Here is a 19,913-nt window from a genome sequence, read left to right as displayed (position 1 = left end):
GCATGGGGGGACGCCTCCGCGAGGCGTTGCGGATCAGCGACGGACGGGTGGACGCGGACCAGTTGGTGGCCCGGTTGGAGGCGGTGCACCGCTTCCTCGGCCTCGTCGACGGATACCTTCCCGACACCCCGCTGAGCCCGGCGCGCACCCTGGTGGAACGGGCCGGCACCCGGTTGTCGCTCTCCCGCGACCACACCGTCGTCGCGCTGGCCGGTGCCACCGGCAGTGGCAAGTCGAGCCTGTTCAACGCGATGGCCGGCAGGAACCTGTCGCCGGTCGGGGTACGCCGCCCCACCACCGGCGTGACCCACGCCTGCGTGTGGGGCCCGCTCGACGGCGGCGCCCGGTTGCTCGACTGGCTCGGCGTGCTGCCCAAGCACCGGTTCGTCCGGGAGAGCCTGCTCGACGGCGACGACGAGTCCACCCTGCACGGGCTGATCCTGCTCGACCTGCCGGACTTCGACTCGGTGCAGCACGCGCACCGCCTGGAGGTGGACCGGCTGCTCGGCCTGGTCGACCTGGTGATCTGGGTGGTCGACCCGGAGAAGTACGCCGACCGGGTGGTGCACGCCGCCTACCTGCGCGAGTTCCAGCGGCACCGGGACGTCACCCTGGTCGTGCTCAACCAGGCCGACCGGTTGCCCCCCGCCGAGGTGCCCCGGGTGCTGGCCGACCTGCGCCGACTGCTCGACGCGGACGGACTGGACGGCGTGCCGCTGCTGGCCACCACGATCGTCGACCCGAGCGGCCACGAGGTGCTGCGGACGGAGTTGGAACGCACGGTCGCCGAACGGCAGGCGGCACTGCGCCGCCTCACCGGCGACCTGGACGCGGTCGTGGACACGTTGGACGGCATGGTCGGGGCACCCCGGTCGGCCCTCGCCGCCGACGATCCCGCAGTGGCCAAGCTGGACCGTGCGTTGAGCGCGGTGGCCGGGGTGCCGACCGTGCTCAGTGCGGTCGAGCAGGCGTACCGGCACCGGGCCGCGTCGCGCACCGGCTGGCCGCTGGTGCGGTTCTGGCGGCGGCTGCGCCCCGATCCGCTGCGCCGACTGCACCTGACCGGTCCGCAACCCGGTGCCGACGACCCCGAGCAGGTCCTGGCCGCCGCGACGTCCGTACCCGAGCCCGGTGCGGCCGACAAGTCGGCGCTGGCCCTGGCGCTGCGTACGGTGGCGGAGCGGGCCGGTGAGGGACTGCCGAGCGCCTGGCCGGCGGCGGTGAGCGCGGCGGCCCGCTCGCGCCTCGCCGACCTGCCGGACGCGCTGGACCGCGCGCTCGCCGGCACCGACCTGGGACTGCACCGTCCCCGCACCTGGTGGCGCCTGGTCGGCGGATTGCAGTGGGTGGTGACCATCGCTGCGGTGGCCGGGTTGGGCTGGCTGTTCCTGGGCTACGCGCTGCGGATCCTGGGGCTGCCCGAGTTGGAGCATCCGATGGTCGGCGCGGTGCCGGTGCCGACGCTGCTGCTGCTCGGCGGCTTGCTGTCCGGGCTGATGCTGGCCGCCCTGACCCGGCCGATCAGCCGGTGGGCCGCCCGCCGCGCGCGCCGTCGGGCCGAGGACCGGCTGACCAGGGCGATGGGCCAGGTCGGCGACGAGTACGTGCTGTCACCGGTGCGAGCCGTGATCGCCGCGCACGCCGACGCCCGGACCGTGCTGGAGGTCGCCCGGCACCGCTGAGCCTCGGTCGGGGCCACGCCGGTCGGTTGGCTCGGCACATGACCGCGTGACCGGCGGCGTAGTGTCGGGTCATGGCCACGCCACAGACCCCTTACGACGCGGTGCTGCACGCCGCTCGCGACGTGACCAAGCTCGAGACGGCGCTGGACGCGGAGATGCTCGGCGCGGCACTGCTGGGCAGCGTCTACGAGGTGGCGGAGACCGACCGGGAGACGGCGATCCGCGAGTTCGTGGGCGGCTTCCTCGCCGCCACCTCGCGACGGCGGACCGCCGCGGCGACCACCGTCCGCGCGGTCTTCGCCGCTCTGGTCCCGGACGCCACCGGCGCCGACCGGGTACGCCCCGGCGCCACCGCACCGGCCTGGTCCGGGCAGCTCGGCAAGGTGCACCTCACCGGCGCTTGGGCGTACGGCGACGTGTACGGCGACCAGACCTCCTACCTGGCCACCTTCGCCTACGACGACGCCACCGGCGGGCCGGAGCACGCGCTGGTGGCCCTGGTCGACCACAACATCGGCATCACCAAGGACGTCTTCGTCGGCGGGCCGGCCGCCCGGATCCTCGACCAGGTCCGGCAACTCTGCGCCGACGACGAGCTGACCTGGTTCCGGGAGGAGGACCCGGCCCGGATGCGTGACGAGGTGGGCCGCCACCTGGCGGTGACCGACCGCCTGGGGCAGTTGCCGGGCGCGGGCTCGCTGGCCACCGACCGCGCCCTGGTCGGGGCCCGGTTGGCGCTGCTACCGGCCACACCGTCGGCATCGGACCGGCCGGACGACGAACCGCTCACGGAGACCGAGCGGTCCGACCTGATCCGACGTTTCCTGGCCTCGCCCGAGGCGGCGCGGGCCGGGCTGGACAGCATCGACGGCGGGGATCTCGCTTCCCTGCACTTCTGCCTGGGCCTGCTGCTCGACCATGCGGCCACCTTCCCGGACACCGACCCGCTGCGGTGGAGCCCCACCGTGGCCGGGCTGTTCCTGCTCGACTGGGTGCACCGCCGGGCCGTACTGGACATGGACGACGCGGCGATGCTGCCCCGGGTGTTGCGCGCGTTCACCGCGTACGCGGCCCGCAAGCGGGGACTGCCGGCGTCGGCGGTGTCCGCGACGGACACCGGGATCGAGGAGATGGTGCCGGAGTTCGTCCGGCTCTACGCCACCGGTGAGCGGCGCAGCCCGGCGACCGCCGCCGTCGCCCAGTTGATGGCCGACGGCGTCGACCCGGACGACCCGGCCGCCCTGGACGCCTGGATCGAGGCCAACCGGCACCGCCTCGCCGACGACGGCTGACCGCGTCACGGCTCGACCAGGGTGAGTCGGCGGGGTGCGACGTCGACGGTGAGGCGCTGCCCCCAGTCGAGCGTGAGCCGGTCGGCCTCCAGCCCGTCGGCGAAGACCACCAGGCCGTCGGACTCGGCGGTCAACTCCAGCCGGTCGCCGTCGTCGAGGCGGCCGGCGGTGAGACTCACCCCGGTCACCGGGGACGGCCACGCCTCCCGGACGAACCAGCACAGGGCCGCCTCCTCCGGCGCGGGTGGGCGCGGCGCCCCCGGACGGTCCCGCGCGATGGACGCGCACCAGCCGGTCGCCCCCGTACCGCTGCCCACCACCACGCCGGAGGAGGAGTGCCGTTCCCGGCGCTCCCGCCCGTCGACCGGCACCGAGAGCAGATAGCGGGCGGACTGGTGCGAGGCGTGGCCGACGTACACCTCGTTGAGGCCGAGGAGTTCCTGCCCGTCGTCCAGGGCGGCGCGGACCATCGCCCGGGATCGGGTCGTCGCGCGCTGCGCCGCCACCGCCGGCAGCAGCGCGGCCAGCCCGTCCGCCCGGTGCCGAACCAGCACTCCGGCGTTGCGGCCCGGCTCCGGGTCGACCCCGATCACCGGCTGCCCGGTCAGGTACTTCGCCACGTTCGCGACCAGACCGTCCGGCCCGACGGCGACCACGACGTCCTCCGGCGCGAACAGGAAGCGCGGCAGGTCGTCGCGGTCCACCGCGCCGCGTCGCCAGTCCGCCGGCACGGCGGCGCCGACGGTGGTCAGCGCCGCCGCCAGTGCCTCGTGCCGGTCGATCACCTCGGTCAGCGACCGTCCCCGGGCGGCCAGGTACCACTCGGCGGCGGCCCGGGTGCCGTGCCGGGCCAGCAGCTCGTCCAGCTCGCTGCGCCGGCTGACCACCACCACGCGGGGGGCCAGCCCCGGCCCGGCCCACCCGTCGGGGCCCCGGTCGGCGCTCATCGGCCGGGTGCCAGCCGACCGAGCAGGTCGGTCAGCATGTCCGGCGTGACGGTGAGCTGGCCGATCTGCGGCAACTGACCGGCGAGTTCCCGGACGGTCAGGGCCCGCAGCACCTCCGGCGGCAGCTCCGCGTACGCGGCCAGGCGGGCCGCCTCCGCTTCGGCCTCGGCGTGCCCGACGGCGCGTACGCCCTCGGCCTTCGCGGCGGCCAGCATCCGGTCCTTCTCGGCCTCGGCGGCGGCGAGCACCCGAGCCCGGTCGGCGGCAGCGGCGTCGGTCACCTTGTCCCGCTCGGCCCGGCCCTGGGCGGCGGCCAGTTCGGCGGCGGCCTCCAGCTCGGCCCGGCGGTGGGTGTTCGCCCCGTGTTGCTCGACGAGTTGCTGCTCACGCCGGGCCAGCTCGATCTTGTTCTGGAGTTCGTTCTCGGCGATCGCGCGTTCCTGCTCGACGGCCTGCGCCCGACGGGCGTACGTGGCCCGGTCGGCCTGGACCTGCACCGCCTCCCGGGTGGGGGTCTGCAGGGCGCGTTCCAGCTCCGGCTCGGGCCGGATCGCCACCACCCGGGCGCTGACCACGGCCACCCCGATGTCGGCCAGCCGGGCCTCGGTGGCCAGCGCGTCGGAGACCGCCTCGCGGACCGGCGCGACGGTGGTCAGCGCCTCGGCCAGCGGCACCCGGGCGAGCAGGTCGAGCGCGGGCTGCTGGGCCAGCTCGGCCAGCAGGGTGGCCACCTGGTCCAGCGGGCGGGCCCGGGCCTTGCCGGTGCGCGGGTCGACCGAGAAGTCGAGCCGACCGGCGGCCAGCGCCGGGTCGGCGACGCGGTAGGTGACGGTGGCCTGCACGGTGATGTCGGCGAAGTCGCCGGTGCGGGCGTGGAAGAGCAGCGGCAGCTCGCGGTCGTCCACCGGCACCTCGCTGAGCACGGCGCGCAGTGGGCGGTACCAGAACGACTGGCCCACTCCCTCGCGACGGATCCGGCCACCCACGTGCAGGCGCACCCAACTGGTCGGAGTGCCACGCAGGTGGCGCAGGAACAGTCGCCTCGTCACGTCGGCCATGACTCTCGCCTCCCTTTGTCGTCTCTATGACGATAAAGGGTCTGCTACTTTGTCGTCAAGGTGGTGATAAAGAGATGACCGAGTACCCGCCGTTCGCGGTGACCGTCGACCTGGTCGTGCTGACCGTGCGCGCGGAGCAGCTCTGCGTCCTGCTGGTCCGGCGCGGCATCGAGCCGTACCTGGACAGGTGGGCGCTGCCCGGCGGGTTCGTCGGGATCGACGAGGACCTGGCCGCCGCCGCCACCCGGGAGTTGGCCGAGGAGACCGGCCTGGCCGAGCCGGCCGGGCACCTGGAGCAACTCGGCACGTACGGCCGTCCCGACCGGGACCCGCGCGGCCGGGTCGTCACCGTGGCCTGGCTGGCGCTCCTGCCCGACCAGGCCAACCCGGTGGCCGGTACGGACGCCGCCTCGGCCGACTGGCTCCCGCTGGCGCGGCTGGTCCCCGGTCAGCTCGCCTTCGACCACGAGCGGATCCTGGCCGACGGCCTGGAACGGGCCCGGGCCAAACTGGAGTACACCCCGTTGGCCGCCGCGTTCTGCCCGCCCGAGTTCACGGTGGCCCAGCTCCGGGCGGTCTACGAGACGGTCTGGGGGACGTCCCTCGACCCGCGCAACTTCCACCGCAAGGTGACCAGCACACCGGGCTTCCTGGACCCGGTCGGCCGCTCCACCGAGGGCGAACGGGGTCGACCGGCACAACTGTTCCGGCGCGGACCGGCCGTGATCCTGCACCCACCGATGCTGCGGCCCGACCCACCGCGCCCGAGCGAGGGCTGAAGCACCGGACCCGCAGCGCTCCGCCGGCTTGTGCGCGCGTGGCTCCGGCCGTTCAGGCGGCCCTCAACGCTCGGACGCGGGCCCGGTGGACTCCGACGCACACCCCCGCTTCCGCACCCGGAACCGGGCGCGCGACCGGGCGTGGCCGTTGCCGTCGGACGGCGGCAGCACCGGCCCAGGCAGGAGGCTGGACGGCGGGTCGGTCGGATCGGCCGGGTCACCCGATGTGGTCGGGCCGCCCGACGGCGGGTCACCCGTCTCCGTCGGTCCGTCCGAGGTGGTCGGATCGGTCGAGGCGGTCGGGCCGGTGGACTCCGACGGGTCCGGCGTGGTGCCCGGGTCGGTGGAGATGCTCGGGTCGACCGACGCCGTCGGGGAGGAGGGCGGATCGGTCGGCGAGGGCGACGGCGAGGGCGAGGCGGTCGGCGGCGACGGACTCGGCGAGGGGGTGGGCCTCGGCGTACGGCTCGGCGTCGGGATGGGCACCGGGGCCGGCGTGGTGGCGGGCGGCCGGGGCGCGGGCAGCGGGGCCGGCGGCTCCGGGCGGTGGCCCGGCGGCGGCGCGTACGGCAGGGCGGCCGGCATCGGACGCCGCTCCGGCCCGGGGTCGGCGGGCGGCACGGCCGGGCCGACCGACGGCGGCGCGGGCGCCACGGACGTCGGGATACCGCCGGGCGGCGGCGGAATCACCACCGGGCCGACCGAGGGCGTCGGGATGAACGGCGGCGTACTGCTGCCCGGCAGGGCGGTGCTGCCGACCGTCGCCGACCCGGTGCTGATCGCGGCCAGCACCGGCATCGAGGCCGTACCGGCGAGCAGCGCCACGGTCAGCAGGTAGCCCCGCGACGGCGTGGCGGTACGCGCGGCACGGTGGGCGCCCACCACCCGGCGATAGCCGCCGGGTGCCCGGTGTCGGCCGAGGAACGGCCCCCCGGGACCCTCACCTGGTTCGGACACCGCGCACTCCTCGTCGTCGACCCTGACCGGTGCCGTCGACGCGGCCCCGGCGGACCGCCTGAGCTGGTTCGGGGGCCCGCCCGACCAGCGTGGTTCAGTGACTCTGCGTCGGCCAACCCCACACCGCGTGTCGACACGCTTATCTGGCCGAATGGTGGCAAACCATCACCGGATCGGTCGCGCGTCGCACGACCCCGCACTCCGGTATTTCAGGTAACGAACCGGGCCCATCCTGGGACGCGGGGCAGGTGGAGTGTGGGACGGCTCACCTCTGATGCGAATATGGAGTCACGACGGCAGCGCAGCCGGGACCTCCGCGCACCCACGCGGTAGGCGCGACTGGGCGTCGGCGCTCCCGAACCGGGTTCGGCCAAGAATCCGGCTCACGCCGCGCGGCAACCCCCACCGGGGCTATGCGTGGCCGCCAGGAACCGATCCCGGCACCAGCCGGGGCGGGCGCACGAGTCGCGCGGCCGGGTGACCCCCCGGTGCCGACGCAGACACGACAGGGAGAGACGGATGGCAAAGGGCGACCCCGGGGCCGGCCCCCGCGGCCGGCGAGCCGCACCCCGATCCAGGAAAGCCGCGACCGGCGACCCGGAACTCGTACAACTGCTCACCCCCGAGGGTGCGCGCGTCGACAGCGTGACCGGCCCGGACGGCGTCGAGTACCGCGTCGACTTCACCGACGAGGAGTACCGCGGCCTCTATCGCGACCTCGTGCTGGTGCGGAAGCTGGACGCCGAGGCGACCGCCCTGCAACGGCAGGGCGAGCTGGGCATCTGGGCGAGCCTGCTCGGCCAGGAGGCGGCCCAGGTCGGTTCCGGCCGGGCGCTGCGGACCCAGGACATGGCGTTCCCCACCTACCGCGAGCACGGCGTGCTCTATTGCCGGGGCATCGACCCGATCATGCCGCTGGGCCTGTTCCGCGGGGTCGACCAGGGCGGTTGGGACCCGAACGAGTTCAAGTTCAACATGTACACGATCGTCATCGGGGCGCAGACCCTGCACGCGACCGGGTACGCCATGGGCGTCGCGATGGACGGCAAGACCGGCACCGACGACGGCGAGGCGGTCATCGCGTACTTCGGTGACGGCGCCACCAGCCAGGGCGACGTCAACGAGTCGTTCGTCTGGGCCGGCGTGTTCAACGCCCCGCTGGTGTTCTTCTGCCAGAACAACCAGTACGCCATCTCCGAGCCGCTGGAGCGGCAGACCCGCATCCCCCTCTACCGCCGCGCCGCCGGCTTCGGCTTCCCCGGCATCCGGGTGGACGGCAACGACGTGCTGGCCACGTACGCGGTGACCCGGCACGCGCTGGACAACGCCCGGCACGGGCAGGGCCCGAGCCTGATCGAGGCGTACACGTACCGGATGGGGGCGCACACCACCTCCGACGACCCGACCCGCTACCGGATCGCCAGCGAGGTCGAGGCCTGGCAGGCCAAGGACCCGATCGCCCGGGTGAAGGCGTTCCTGGAGCGCGAGAAGATCGCCGACGCCGGCTTCTTCACCGAGGTCGACGAGCAGGCCCGCCGCGAGGCCGTGGACCTGCGGGAGCGGGTGCTGGCCATGCCGAACCCGGAGCCCACCACGCTCTTCGACCACGTCTACCCCAACGGGTCGCCGCTGCTGGACGAGCAGCGAGCGGAGTTCAGCCGGTACCTGGAGTCGTTCGAGGGGAGCGCGCACTGATGGCCACGGAGACGCTCACCCTCGGCAAGGCCCTCAACACCGGTCTGCGTCGCGCCCTGGAGAACGACCCGAAGGTCGTCATCATGGGCGAGGACGTCGGCAAGCTCGGCGGCGTCTTCCGGATCACCGACGGCCTGCAGAAGGACTTCGGCGACCAGCGGGTGATCGACACCCCGTTGGCCGAGTCGGGCATCATCGGCACCGCGGTCGGTCTGGCCATCCGCGGCTACCGCCCGGTCTGCGAGATCCAGTTCGACGGCTTCGTCTACCCCGCGTACGACCAGATCGTGTCGCAGGTGGCGAAGATGCACTACCGCTCGCGCGGCAAGCTCAACATCCCGATGGTGATCCGGATCCCGTTCGGCGGCGGCATCGGCGCGGTGGAGCACCACTCGGAGTCGCCCGAGGCGTACTTCGCGCACACCGCCGGGCTGAAGGTCGTCTCCTGCGCCAGCCCGCAGGACGCGTACGTGATGATCCAGCAGGCGGTCGCCTCGGACGATCCGATCGTGTTCCTGGAGCCGAAGCGGCGCTACTGGGAGAAGGGGCAGGTCGACCTGGACGCCCCGCTGTCCGAGGCGTACCCGCTGCACTCGGCGCGGGTGGTGCGGGCCGGCAGCGACGTCACCCTGCTCGCGTACGGCCCGATGGTCCGGACCTGCCTGGACGCGGCGACCGCCGCCGCCGAGGACGGCCGTGAGCTGGAGGTCATCGACCTGCGCACGCTCTCCCCGCTGGACCTCGGCGTGGTCTACGAGTCGGTGCGGCGCACCGGCCGCGCGGTGGTGGTGCACGAGGCACCGTCCAACGTGGGCCTCGGCGCGGAGATCGCGGCCCGGATCACCGAGGAGTGCTTCTACTCACTGGAGTCCCCGGTGCTGCGGGTGACCGGCTTCGACACCCCCTACCCGGCGGCCCGGGTGGAGGAGGAGTACCTGCCCGACCTCGACCGGGTGCTCGACGCCGTCGACCGCTCCTTCGGCTGGTGAGCGGCATGTCCCGGATCAAGGAGTTCAACCTGCCCGACCTGGGCGAGGGCCTGACCGAGGGCGAGATCCTCGGCTGGCTGGTCAAGGTGGGCGACACCATCGAACTGAACCAGCCGATCGTCGAGGTGGAGACCGCCAAGGCAGCGGTGGAGATCCCGGCGAAGTGGGCCGGTCAGGTGCACGCGATCTTCCACCCGGAGGGCACCACGGTCGAGGTCGGTACGCCGATCATCGCGATCGACACCGACCCGGGCGCCGGGCCAGTCGAGTCCTCGACGACCGGCGCGCCCGCCGGTGACCTGCCCACTCCCTCGGCGGCCTCGTTGGCCGCCGTCGAGGTGGCGCCGGCCGAGGGTGCGGTGGAGCCGGGCCTGATCGGCGGCCCGGCACCGGGTGGCCGGACCGCTGTCCTGGTCGGCTACGGCCCACGGACCACCACGGCGAAGCGCCGTCCCCGCAAGGGCGCCGTCCCGGCCCAGGCCACCGCCGCAGTCACGCCCGCCCCGGCTCCGGTCACGCCCGCTGCGGCTCCGGTCGCACCGGTCGCGCCCGCCCCGGCGGTCAACGGCAACGGCCGACTCGCGGGCGCGGTGCTGGCCAAGCCGCCGGTACGCAAGCTCGCCAAGGATCTCGGCGTGGACCTGGGCACGCTGACCGGGTCCGGGCCGTCGGGCTCGATCACCCGGGAGGACGTGCAGCGGGCGGCGACCCCGGCGGCGGAGCCGCTCACGGTCACCGCCTCGACTCCGGCGGCGGCGAGCTTCGGCGCCGACCGCGAGCAGCGCATCCCGGTCAAGGGGGTACGCAAGCTCACCGCCGAGAACATGTCCCGGTCCGCTTTCACCGCCCCGCACGTCACGGAGTTCCTGACCGTGGACGTGACCCGGGCGATGAAGGCGCTGGAACGGCTGCGCGGTCGGCGGGAGTGGCGGGACGTACGCGTCTCGCCGTTGCTGCTGGTCGCCAAGGCGATGCTGCTGGCGGTCAAGCGTCACCCGATGGTCAACTCGACGTGGGCCGGTGACGAGATCGTCGTCAAGGAGTACGTCAACCTCGGTATCGCGGCGGCCACCGAGCGGGGCCTGATCGTGCCGAACGTCAAGGACGCCGGTCGACTCACGCTGCGCGAGCTGGCCGACGCGTTGACCGACCTGGTGCAGACCGCCAAGGCCGGGAAGACCTCGCCGGCCGACATGTCCGGCGGCACCCTGACCATCACCAACGTCGGAGTGTTCGGGGTGGACACCGGTACGCCGATCCTGCCGCCGGGCGAGTCGGCGATCCTGGCCTTCGGCGCGGTCCGGGAGATGCCCTGGGTGCACAAGGGCAAGGTCAAGCCACGCCTGGTCACCACGCTCGGCCTCTCCTTCGACCACCGCATCATCGACGGTGAGCTGGGCTCGAAGTTCCTGCGCGACATCGGCGACTTCCTCGCCGACCCGGAGGCGGCGCTGCTCGCCTGGACCTGATCCGCTCCACGACGGCCGGTGTGCCACGGGTGAACGCCCGGCACACCGGCCGTTGCCGTTGGTTGACGAAACCCTCTTCACAGGAGGCAGTCGACCTATGATTCGTAGGCTGGTGGCTCAGCTCACCTAATAATCGCTGGATGTTCCGCCCTGCTTGCGGTTGAATAGAGACATCGAGGGGCCGACAACCGAATAGCAGGAGGAGAACCCCCATGAGCATGATCGAGCGAATCCGTAGCCGCCGCGACGCCAGCCGCCGCGCCCGCGCCATCGAGCGGGCCCTGCGCTCCGCCAACTCGCCGGCGGTCCGTGACGAGATCCTCGTCATCGCCCAGCGTCACATGCACTGACGCCACACGACGTTAATCACCTCCTCCAGATCGACGCCCCGCCCGGGCACCCCGGGCGGGGCGTCGGCGTTCCACCGGCCATTGACACCGGGATACCGCCCCGCCGCAGCGCCCGGTACGGTGGGGCACGGTCGTCGTCCACGGCCGAGAGTGGTCGAGGCGATAGAAGCACCTCGACACCGATCGGCGACGGACGGTGACGACTGACGCTCCCCGGGAGCCCATCGGCGGCCACCGGTATACGGTGCGGGGAGCCGGCACGGCCGGTACGCCGGCACCGCCGGCTGCCCTGCCGAGACCATCGGCGACGGCGGCCGACATGTGATGGAGGAGGCGTACACATGACGTCCGAGGGCCCGCACCGCCCCGGCCAGGAGCCGGACGAGGTGCCGCCGGGCGGCGGACCGGCGCCATACGGCGACCGATCGGCTCAGCCGGACGGCGGGTACACCGCAACCGCCCCCGACCTCGGCTGGGCTCCCCCACCGCCCGCGCGACCCGACGCACCCGCACCCTCCTGGGCGAACCAGCAGGGTGCCCAGTGGGGCAGCGCGCAGGCGACCCGACAGGCGGACGCCCCGCCCCCCGGCAATTGGGACCAGTCTCCTGCGCAGCAGTGGCCGGGCCAGGCCGACCAGGCCCCACCGGCCTGGGCGACGCCCCCCGCGCAGTCCACTCCGGACCAGCCCGCCTGGGCCACCGGCGGACAGCAGAACCCGACCTGGGGCACCCCCACCACATCGGACGCTCCGCAGCAGCCGGAGTGGACGCCCCACCAGCCCACGTCCGGGCAGCCCGACTGGGCCACCGCGCAACCGACCTCCGGTCAGCCGACGTCCGGCCCGACCAACGGCTGGGGTGGCGGACAGCAGCCGGAGTGGGCCACCGCACCACGAGACGACGATCACACCCCTGGCTGGGCCGCCACGGCGTCCCCGCCCGAGCCGGCCCAGCCCGAGTGGGCGCCGGCCGACCCGCCGGCACCGGTACGCGCCGAGCCGCCGGCACGGGCCACCGCGCAGGTGCCGCCGCCCCCGGCACCGCACCAGCCCGGCGTCGACGAGCCGGGCCGACCCGGCGCGTGGCAGCCCGAGCAGCAGGACCAGCCCGCCTGGGCCACTGGCCAGCAGCGCGAGCCCGCCCCCGGCTGGCCCGGCGACCAGCAGGCCGAGAGCTGGCAGCAGAGCGGTGACCGCCCGCCGCAGCCCGACTGGGCCACCCCGCAGCCGGACGCACCGGCCGACTGGGCGAGCGCCCGTGCGGCGGCCGAGGAGCGGCCGCAGTGGTCGACGCCGTCCCAGGAGCAGTCCGCCCCGGCGTGGGCCCCGTCCGAGCCCGCCACCGGATCGGCCCGACCCGCCGACGCCGGTCCGCCCCCGACCTGGGCACCCGGCGGAGAGCCGCTGCCCTCGCGTACCGCCGCCGACCGGCCCGGACTGACCGACGTGGAGCCGTGGGCGCCCGGTGAGGCGTGGGGCAGCAGCGGCGCTGCGGACTCCGGTCGGGCCGACGTCGACCCCGCAGCGGGTCGGTCCGGGGACACCCCGATCTACCAGCCCGCGCCGGCCCCCGGCATCTCGCCGAGCAACAAGGTGCCGTTGCCGCCGCAGGAGCAGCGGGTGCCCGGTGCCAGCCTGGCCGCCGGGCCGCCCGCCGACTACGGCCAGCCACCGGCGTACGGCACCGACCAGTCCGGGCCCGCCAACCACCCCGGCGACCAGCCGGGCGGTGGCATGGCCTGGGGACAGCCCGAGCCACGGCACGACGACCCGCAGGCCTCGGCCGCCCCGGTCATCCCCGCGCCCCGCACCAGCCCCGAGGCCGGCCGGGCCGTCCCGCCGACGGCCGCCGCCGGCGGGGTCTCCGCGAGCGCGTCGGTGCCGCTGGCCAGCCGGGTGACGCCGCCCGCCGACCACTCGGCACACCCCGCCGGGCCGCCCGCTGCGCAGTCGCGGGTGTACGGCCGCCCCGCCCGCCCCGAGTCCGGCGAGTCGACTCCGGAGCGGGACGAGCCGCCGGTACCCCGGTTCGACCAGAGCCCGGAGCCGCACTTCACCGACCGCGAGCCGCCGGCCGGCGGGCCGGGCGTCTACTCCGGGTCGGCTGCTCCCGGCTCCCCGGTGGCACCGCCGGCCTTCCCGGCCGGGATGCCTTCCTTCGCCGACTCGCCGCCGACCAACCGCCCGGTCAACGGCACCAAGCCGCACCCGGAGCCCGAGCGTCCCGCCGACCCGTTCGGCGGCCCGCACGGCGGTGACGGCTTCGGCGGCCCTCCGGGTGGCGACGGCTTCGGTGGCCCGCCCGGCGGCGACCGCTTCGGCGGGCACCCCGGTGGCGACCCGTTCGGCGGTCCGGGTGCTGCCCCCTCCTTCGGTGGCGCACCCGGTGACCGCTTCGGTGGCCCCGGCAACGACCCTTTCGGCGCTCCGCCCAGCAACGACCCGTTCGGCGCTCCGCCCGGCGGTGACCGCTTCGGAGCTCCGGGTGGTGAGCCCTTCGGTGGGCCGTCCGAGCGTCCGGGCGGCACCTACGGTGCCAAGCGTCCCGAGCCGGGCGCCGACCACACCGCGGCGTTCCCGCCGCCGGGGCAGTCGCCGCCGGCGTGGGGCGCGAACGCCGGCACCGGCTCCGGGCCGTCCGATCCGGAGCAGGGTCGCTTCGACTCCTTCAAGCCGGTGGCCGAACCGGCTCCGGAGGCTCCGGCGCCGAAGGTCCGCAACGGTCGGGTCCTCGCCGCGGTGCTGGTCGCCGCAGTGCTCATCCTGGCCATCCCGCTCGGTCTGCTGCTGCTCCTCGGCAAGATCGGTGGATCGAACGAGGCAGGTGCCTTCGACCCGGCGGTCGGCTCCTGCGTCAAGCGGTCCGGCAACAGTGCGGTGTCCGCCAACTGTGACGAGGCCGACGCCTTCACCGTGGTGTCCAAGGTCGAGACCCGGGACAGCTGCCCCGACCCGGCGATGCCGCTGGTGGAGCTCCGGGGCGTCTCGTCGAACCCGTTCCTCTGCCTGAAGCCGGCAACCGAGAGCTGATCACGTCACACCGAGGGCGGGGCACGGTCACCGTGTCCCGCCCTCGGTGTTCGTACCCGCAGCACACGGGCATCGAGGTCCGGCCGGTCGGTGCCCGCCGGTAGGGCACGATGGGGTGCATGAGTGCACGCGTACGAGCACCCGAGCTCCGGGGTCGGGCCTGGTTGAACACCGGTGGCAAGGACCTGCGTCTGGCGGATCTGCGGGGTCGCATCACCGTCCTGGACTTCTGGACCTTCTGCTGCATCAACTGCCTGCACGTGCTCGACGAGCTGCGGCCGCTCGAAGAGAAGTACGCCGACGTCCTCGTCGTGATCGGCGTGCACTCGCCCAAGTTCGAGCACGAGAAGGACCCGGACGCTCTGGCCGCCGCCGTCGAGCGGTACGGCGTGCACCACCCGGTGCTCGACGACCCCGAGCTGGACATGTGGCAGCAGTACGCGGCCCGCGCCTGGCCGACCCTCGCCGTGGTCGACCCGGAGGGGTACGTGGTGGCCACGATGGCCGGTGAGGGTCACGCCGAAGGGCTGGCCCGACTGATCGACGAGCTGGTCACCACCCACGAGGCCAAGGGCACCCTGCGGCGGGGCGACGGCCCGTACGTGCCGCCGGCCGAGCCACGGACGACACTGCGCTTCCCCGGCAAGGCGGTGGCCCTGCCCGACGGCGGCCTGCTGGTGTCGGACTCGGCCCGGCACCGGGTGGTCGAGCTGGCCGACGACGGCGAGACGGTGGTCCGCACCATCGGCACCGGCAGCCGGGGCCGGGGCGACGGACCGGCCGAGGCCGCCACCTTCTCCGAGCCGCAGGGCCTGTGCCTGCTGCCCGAGCACGTCGCCGAGGTCGCCGGTTACGACCTGGTCGTCGCCGACACCGTCAACCACCTGCTGCGCGGCGTACGGCTGGCCACCGGCGAGGTGGTCACCGTGGCCGGCGCCGGCCGTCAGTGGCGTTCCACGGTCGACGACCACGCGCACGACGCCCTCTCGATCGACCTCTCCTCTCCCTGGGACCTCGCCTGGTACGACGACCGCATCGTCATCGCGATGGCCGGCATCCACCAGCTCTGGTGGTTCGACCCGATCAAGCGCACCGCCGGGATGTACGCCGGCACCACCGTGGAGGCGCTGCGGGACGGGCCGCTGGACGAGGCGTGGCTGGCCCAGCCGTCCGGGCTCTCGGTCTCCGCCGACGGCACCCGCCTCTGGGTGGCCGACAGCGAGACCAGCGCCGTCCGGTACGTCGAGAACGGCGTCCTGCGTACCGCCGTGGGTCAGGGGTTGTTCGACTTCGGTCACGTGGACGGGCCGGCGGCGCAGGCGCTGCTCCAGCACCCGCTCGGCGTCTGCGCGCTGCCCGACGGGTCGGTGCTGATCGCCGACACCTACAACGGCGCGGTACGCCGCTACGACCCCGCGACCGAGCGGGTCTCCACGGTGGCCACCGAACTCGGCGAACCGAGCGACCTGGTGCTCACGCCCGACGGTGCGGTGCTGGTGGTGGAGTCGTCCGCGCACCGGATCACCCGGTTGGCCCCCGGTGCGCTCTCGGCGGCCGGCGCGGACACCGTCGACGGCCCCCGGCACCGCACCGAGCGCAAGCCCACCGACCTGGCCGCCGGGGAGGTCGTGCTGGACGTCGTCTTCACTCCCGCGCCGGGGCAGAAGCTGGACGAGACGTACGGCCCGTCGACCCGCCTGGTGGTCTCCGCGTCCCCGCCGGAGCTGCTGCTGGAGGGGGCGGGCACCGGCACCGACCTGTCCCGCCGACTGGTGATCGACGGTTCGGTGACCGACGGCGTGCTCCAGGTGACCGCCCAGGCGGCCACCTGTGACGCGGACGTCGAGCACGCTGCCTGTCACCTGACCCGGCAGGACTGGGGAGTGCCGGTACGCGTGGTCGCCGACGGTGGGACCCGCCTCCCGCTGGTGCTGCGCGGCATGGACGCCGGCTGACCGGTGTAAGTGAAAGGAGGGGTCCCCTGCTAACGCCTGCGGTATAGCAGGGGACCCCTCCTAACATCTACTCAGCTGAACGCGGTCGGCGTCACTCCGGCGTCGATCAGGGCGGCGCGGACGAGTTCTGCGGCGGCCACCGCGCCGGGGCTGTCGCCGTGCAGGCAGATCGACTCGACGACACACGGGATCACGCTCCCGTCGACGGCCGTCACCGCCCGCTCGGTGGCCATCCGCACCGCCCGGTTCGCCACCTCCTGAGGGCCGCTGACCAGCGCGTCGGGCGAGGTACGCGGCACCAGCCGACCGTTGGGAAGATAGTTGCGGTCGGCGAACCCCTCGGCCACCACGCGCATCCCGGCACCCTGGGCGAGCTGGGCCAGCACCGAACCGGGCGGGCAGAGCAGCGGTAGGTCCCGGTCGAAGTCGTCGACCGCCGCGACGATCGCCGCCGCCGGCATCTCCTCGCACGCCGCCGCGTGATAGAGCGCCCCGTGCGGCTTGAGGTAGCGGACCCGGGTGCGGTACGCCCGGCAGAACGCGTTGAGCGCGCCGAGCTGATAGAGCACTTCGTCCCGCAGCTCGGCGAATTCGTACGCGATGGCCCGCCGGCCGAATCCGGCGAGGTCCCGGTAGCCGACCTGCGCACCGATCGCCACTCCCCGCTGCGCCGCCGTGGCACAGACCCGACGCATCGTGGGCGCGTCCCCGGCGTGAAAGCCGCAGGCGACGTTGGCGGAGGTGATCAAATCAAGCAGGGCCTCGTCGTCGCCGAGCGGCCAGATACCGAATCCCTCACCGAGGTCAGCGTTCAGGTCCATGAAATCTGACCGTAGTGCCTGGACGGGCCTGCGCGAGCGGGGTCACGTCGTCCACCACCGCGATGACCGGATAGCCGCCGGTGGTGGGATGGTCGGCGAGAAAGACCAGCGGTTGGCCGTCCGCCGGCACCTGCACCGCGCCGAGAACGATGCCCTCGCTGGGCAGTTCACCGGCCACCGCGCGGGGCAGCGGCGCGCCGGACAGTCGCGCGCCGACCCGGTTGCTCAACGGACTCACCTGGTACGCCGTGCCGAGCAGCCGGTCCAGCGCGGCCGGAGTGAACCAGTCCTGCCGTGGACCGAGCCGCACCGTCAGGTGCACCTCCGCCGGGAACGGCGGCGGCACGGTGAGGTCGACGGGCGCGGGCGGACCGGGCACGACACCGAGCGGCAGCAGATCGCCGTCGCGCAGCGGTGCCGGTCCGAGCCCGGCGAGTGTGTCCGTGGACCGGCTGCCCAGCACCGGGTCCACCGCGATGCCGCCAGCCACCGCCAACCAGCAGCGCAGACCCCGTCGGGCGGGACCTATCCGGAGCACCGTCCCGCCCGGTACGGCCAGCGGACGACCGGTGTCGCCGGGCCGCGTACCGATCCACACGTCGGCCTCGGCGCCCACCACCGCGACCGTGGCGGCCCGGTTCATCCGCAGGTCGCAGCCGGTCAGGGTGATCTCCAGTCCGGCCGCCGACTCCGGATTGCCGACCAGGCGGTTGGCCAGCCGCAACGCCGCCGGGTCGAGCGCACCGGCACGCGGCACCCCGAGATGCGCCCAGCCGACGCGTCCCTGGTCCTGCACCGTGGTCAACGCCCCAGCCCGCAGCACCTCGACGGTCGCCGCCCCGGCGCGCTGCGGACCACGGGCCGTTCCGCCGGTCACGCCGGCACCAGCCGGACGCGGGTACCGGGCGTGAGCAGCGCGGGCGGCTCCGCCGTCACGTCGAACAGGGTCAGCCCGGTCCGTCCGACCAGCAGCCAGCCGCCGGGCGAGGCGGTCGGATAGATCCCGGCGTACGGCCCGGCCAACCCGACCGAGCCAGCCGGCACCCGGGCACGGGGAGTGGCCAGCCGGGGCACCGCCAGTTCAGCGGGCAGCCCGGTCAGGTACCCGAAGCCGGGCGCGAAGCCGCAGAACGCCACCCGGAACTCGGTGTCCCGCAGCCGACGCACCACCGCCGGTACGTCCACCCGCCAGAGTTCGGCGACTCGCGGCAGATCCTCCCCGTCGAAGCTGACCGGCACCTCGACCAGCCCACCACCACCGCCCCACCCCGCCCTTCCTCTTGTCCCGGCCCCTGTCCCGGCCCCCACCGAAGACCCCAGCGCCGCAGCCTCCGTCGCGGTCTCGTGCTCCGTCGCGGGCTCGTGCTCCGTCGCGGGTTCATCGCGTCGATCATGGAGTTGTGGTCGGGAATTTGTGTCGTTGTGTGGCCCTTTGTCGCAGCCACAACTCCATGATCGACGGGGTGAAGTGGGGCAGTCCGCGCTGGGCTCGGGGTCAGGCTCGGGCGCGGGTCGGAGGGTGGGGGTCCAGTCGGCTATGCGGGTGGCGGTTGCCGCCAGGTCCGGCACGCCGTCGAGCAGGACGGTTGTGGCGGCCGGGACGATCTCGTCGGCGACCAGGTCACCCTCCTCGCGGCGACGCCACAGCTCGGCTCGCCACGCCTCGACCAGCCCGGCGACCGTCCCGCCACCGGTCGGTGAGCCGCCCGCCGGGGAGCCCTCCGCCGAAGAACCGCCACTCAGGGAACCGCCCATCGGGGAACCGCCCGTCGGGGAACCCTCCGCCGAAGAACCGCCCCTCGGGGAACTGCCCGTCGGAGAGCCGTCGTTCAAAGCCCTCCTCGGGGAATTGTCCGCCGGAGAACCGCCAGCCGGGGAAGCGGCCCTCGGAGAGCCGTCGGTCGGGGAACCGCCGGAAGGCAAGCCACCGGCCGGGGAACCGTTGTCGGCATCGCTGCTCGGGGCCGGGGTGACGTCGGGTCGGGGTGTCGGCGGTGGGGTGAGGTCGAGCAGGAGGGCGTGCGCGCCGACCGGTCTGATCCGCATGTCGCCATCCTGGCCGACGGCCGCCCACCGGTGCGTCGACTGCTGGTCGGACGGCGTGACGCGTTGCACTACCCGAAGGTAACCTACGGTGTCGTAACCTGATTCCGTGACCACCTCAGCACGGCCCCGGCTCAAGCCGGTCGACATCGGGAAACCCCGGATGCGCGGCTGGCTGCACACGTACGCGTTCTTCGTCGCACTGATCTGCGGCATCGTGCTCTGCTCGATCGCCGCCGCCCGCCCCGGCTGGACACCCCTGATCAGCACCGCCGTCTACAGCCTCACCATCTGCGGCCTCTTCGGCACCAGCGCGCTCTATCACCGTCGAGTGTGGTCGACACGCGGGTACCAGGTGATGCGCCGGATGGACCACTCGATGATCTTCTTGTTCATCGCCGGTACGTACACACCGTTCTGCGTTTTGTTGCTGGAGACCCGCGCCTCCGTGATCATGCTCTCGCTGGTCTGGGGCGGGGCCCTGGGCGGGGTGGCGCTGAAGCTGATCTGGCCGCACGCGTCACGGTGGCTCTCCGCTCCGCTCTATCTGGCACTCGGCTGGGTGTCCGTGGGAATGCTGCCGGACATCCTGCGCCACGGCGGGGTCACCGCCCTGGTGCTGCTGGCCGTGGGCGGTGGCATCTACACCGTCGGCGCGGTCTTCTACGCGCTGCGCCGGCCGAACCCGTGGCCCACGGTCTTCGGTCATCACGAGTTCTTTCACGCCTGCACGCTGGTCGCGGCGATCTGTCACCACATCGCGATCTACTTCGCGCTGTTCGCCTGAGCAGACGCGGGCGGCACGACGGACGCGGCTGGCACGACGAACGCGGACAGCAGAGCGGAC

Annotated in this window: 16 protein-coding genes; 11 read left to right on the top strand and 5 right to left on the bottom strand. The window is 73.9% G+C overall.

Annotated features, from left to right (window positions below; all coding sequences use genetic code 11):
- Positions 1-2: 2 nt before the first annotated feature.
- Positions 3-1,682 carry a GTPase family protein gene (locus ACIBO1_RS11150; RefSeq protein ID WP_396744055.1) on the top strand — a complete coding sequence of 560 codons (1,680 nt, stop codon included), beginning with the start codon at positions 3-5 and terminating at the stop codon, positions 1,680-1,682.
- A gap of 71 nt (positions 1,683-1,753) precedes the next feature.
- A complete protein-coding gene (locus ACIBO1_RS11145; RefSeq protein WP_396744053.1) occupies positions 1,754-2,974 on the top strand; it encodes a hypothetical protein in 1,221 nt (406 codons plus the stop codon).
- Between the two features lie 5 nt (positions 2,975-2,979).
- Here the strand turns inward: ACIBO1_RS11145 and ACIBO1_RS11140 are convergent, their stop codons facing one another.
- On the bottom strand, positions 2,980-3,921 hold the full coding sequence (locus ACIBO1_RS11140) for a hypothetical protein (protein ID WP_396744050.1): 942 nt from the start codon (positions 3,919-3,921) through the stop codon (positions 2,980-2,982).
- Positions 3,918-4,979, bottom strand: coding sequence for an SPFH domain-containing protein (locus tag ACIBO1_RS11135; RefSeq protein WP_396744047.1), 1,062 nt, complete (start codon positions 4,977-4,979; stop codon positions 3,918-3,920). The genes ACIBO1_RS11140 and ACIBO1_RS11135 overlap by 4 nt, the downstream gene beginning before the upstream one ends.
- Positions 4,980-5,053: 74 nt before the next feature.
- Between ACIBO1_RS11135 and ACIBO1_RS11130 the strand changes: the two genes are divergently transcribed.
- The 8 genes from ACIBO1_RS11130 (at position 5,054) to ACIBO1_RS11095 (ending at position 16,202) form a co-directional block, all read left to right on the top strand.
- Positions 5,054-5,758 (top strand): NUDIX domain-containing protein, encoded by a 705-nt coding sequence (locus ACIBO1_RS11130; protein WP_396744044.1) that lies wholly within the window; start codon positions 5,054-5,056, stop codon positions 5,756-5,758.
- A gap of 85 nt (positions 5,759-5,843) precedes the next feature.
- A complete protein-coding gene (locus tag ACIBO1_RS11125) occupies positions 5,844-6,596 on the top strand; it encodes a hypothetical protein (protein ID WP_396744041.1) in 753 nt (250 codons plus the stop codon).
- 638 nt (positions 6,597-7,234) lie between these two features.
- Positions 7,235-8,410 (top strand): pyruvate dehydrogenase (acetyl-transferring) E1 component subunit alpha, encoded by a 1,176-nt coding sequence (pdhA, locus tag ACIBO1_RS11120; RefSeq protein ID WP_396744038.1) that lies wholly within the window; start codon positions 7,235-7,237, stop codon positions 8,408-8,410.
- The gene (locus ACIBO1_RS11115; protein ID WP_396744035.1) at positions 8,410-9,399 is read left to right on the top strand and encodes an alpha-ketoacid dehydrogenase subunit beta; all 990 of its coding nucleotides are present in this window, start codon (positions 8,410-8,412) and stop codon (positions 9,397-9,399) included. The genes pdhA and ACIBO1_RS11115 overlap by 1 nt, the downstream gene beginning before the upstream one ends.
- A 5-nt stretch (positions 9,400-9,404) precedes the next feature.
- A complete protein-coding gene (locus tag ACIBO1_RS11110; RefSeq protein ID WP_396744188.1) occupies positions 9,405-10,868 on the top strand; it encodes a dihydrolipoamide acetyltransferase family protein in 1,464 nt (487 codons plus the stop codon).
- Between the two features lie 212 nt (positions 10,869-11,080).
- Positions 11,081-11,218 carry a hypothetical protein gene (locus ACIBO1_RS11105; RefSeq protein WP_162854370.1) on the top strand — a complete coding sequence of 46 codons (138 nt, stop codon included), beginning with the start codon at positions 11,081-11,083 and terminating at the stop codon, positions 11,216-11,218.
- Positions 11,219-11,559: 341 nt separating this feature from the next.
- Positions 11,560-14,247 (top strand): hypothetical protein, encoded by a 2,688-nt coding sequence (locus ACIBO1_RS11100; protein ID WP_396744032.1) that lies wholly within the window; start codon positions 11,560-11,562, stop codon positions 14,245-14,247.
- Between the two features lie 119 nt (positions 14,248-14,366).
- On the top strand, positions 14,367-16,202 hold the full coding sequence (locus ACIBO1_RS11095) for an NHL domain-containing thioredoxin family protein (RefSeq protein WP_396744029.1): 1,836 nt from the start codon (positions 14,367-14,369) through the stop codon (positions 16,200-16,202).
- A gap of 71 nt (positions 16,203-16,273) precedes the next feature.
- Here ACIBO1_RS11095 and ACIBO1_RS11090 read toward each other — a convergent pair whose 3' ends face one another.
- The 3 genes from ACIBO1_RS11090 to ACIBO1_RS11080 are packed head-to-tail and all read right to left on the bottom strand — an operon-like array spanning position 16,274 to position 18,694.
- On the bottom strand, positions 16,274-17,023 hold the full coding sequence (locus tag ACIBO1_RS11090; protein WP_396744026.1) for a LamB/YcsF family protein: 750 nt from the start codon (positions 17,021-17,023) through the stop codon (positions 16,274-16,276).
- Positions 17,007-17,900, bottom strand: a complete 894-nt coding sequence (locus ACIBO1_RS11085; protein WP_396744023.1) for a biotin-dependent carboxyltransferase family protein — start codon at positions 17,898-17,900, stop codon at positions 17,007-17,009. Before ACIBO1_RS11085 ends, ACIBO1_RS11090 begins: the two co-directional genes overlap by 17 nt.
- Positions 17,897-18,694, bottom strand: coding sequence for an allophanate hydrolase subunit 1 (locus ACIBO1_RS11080; protein WP_396744185.1), 798 nt, complete (start codon positions 18,692-18,694; stop codon positions 17,897-17,899). Before ACIBO1_RS11080 ends, ACIBO1_RS11085 begins: the two co-directional genes overlap by 4 nt.
- A 481-nt stretch (positions 18,695-19,175) precedes the next feature.
- Between ACIBO1_RS11080 and ACIBO1_RS11075 the strand changes: the two genes are divergently transcribed.
- Entirely contained in the window at positions 19,176-19,853 is a 678-nt protein-coding gene (locus ACIBO1_RS11075; protein WP_396744020.1) for a hemolysin III family protein, read from the top strand.
- Positions 19,854-19,913: the final 60 nt, after the last annotated feature.

The sequence above is a fragment of the Micromonospora sp. NPDC049903 genome, assembly GCF_044460945.1.
Lineage (GTDB): Bacteria > Actinomycetota > Actinomycetes > Mycobacteriales > Micromonosporaceae > Micromonospora.
Note: the sequence above shows the minus strand (reverse complement) of the source record. Positions and strands in the feature narration are given on the sequence as shown.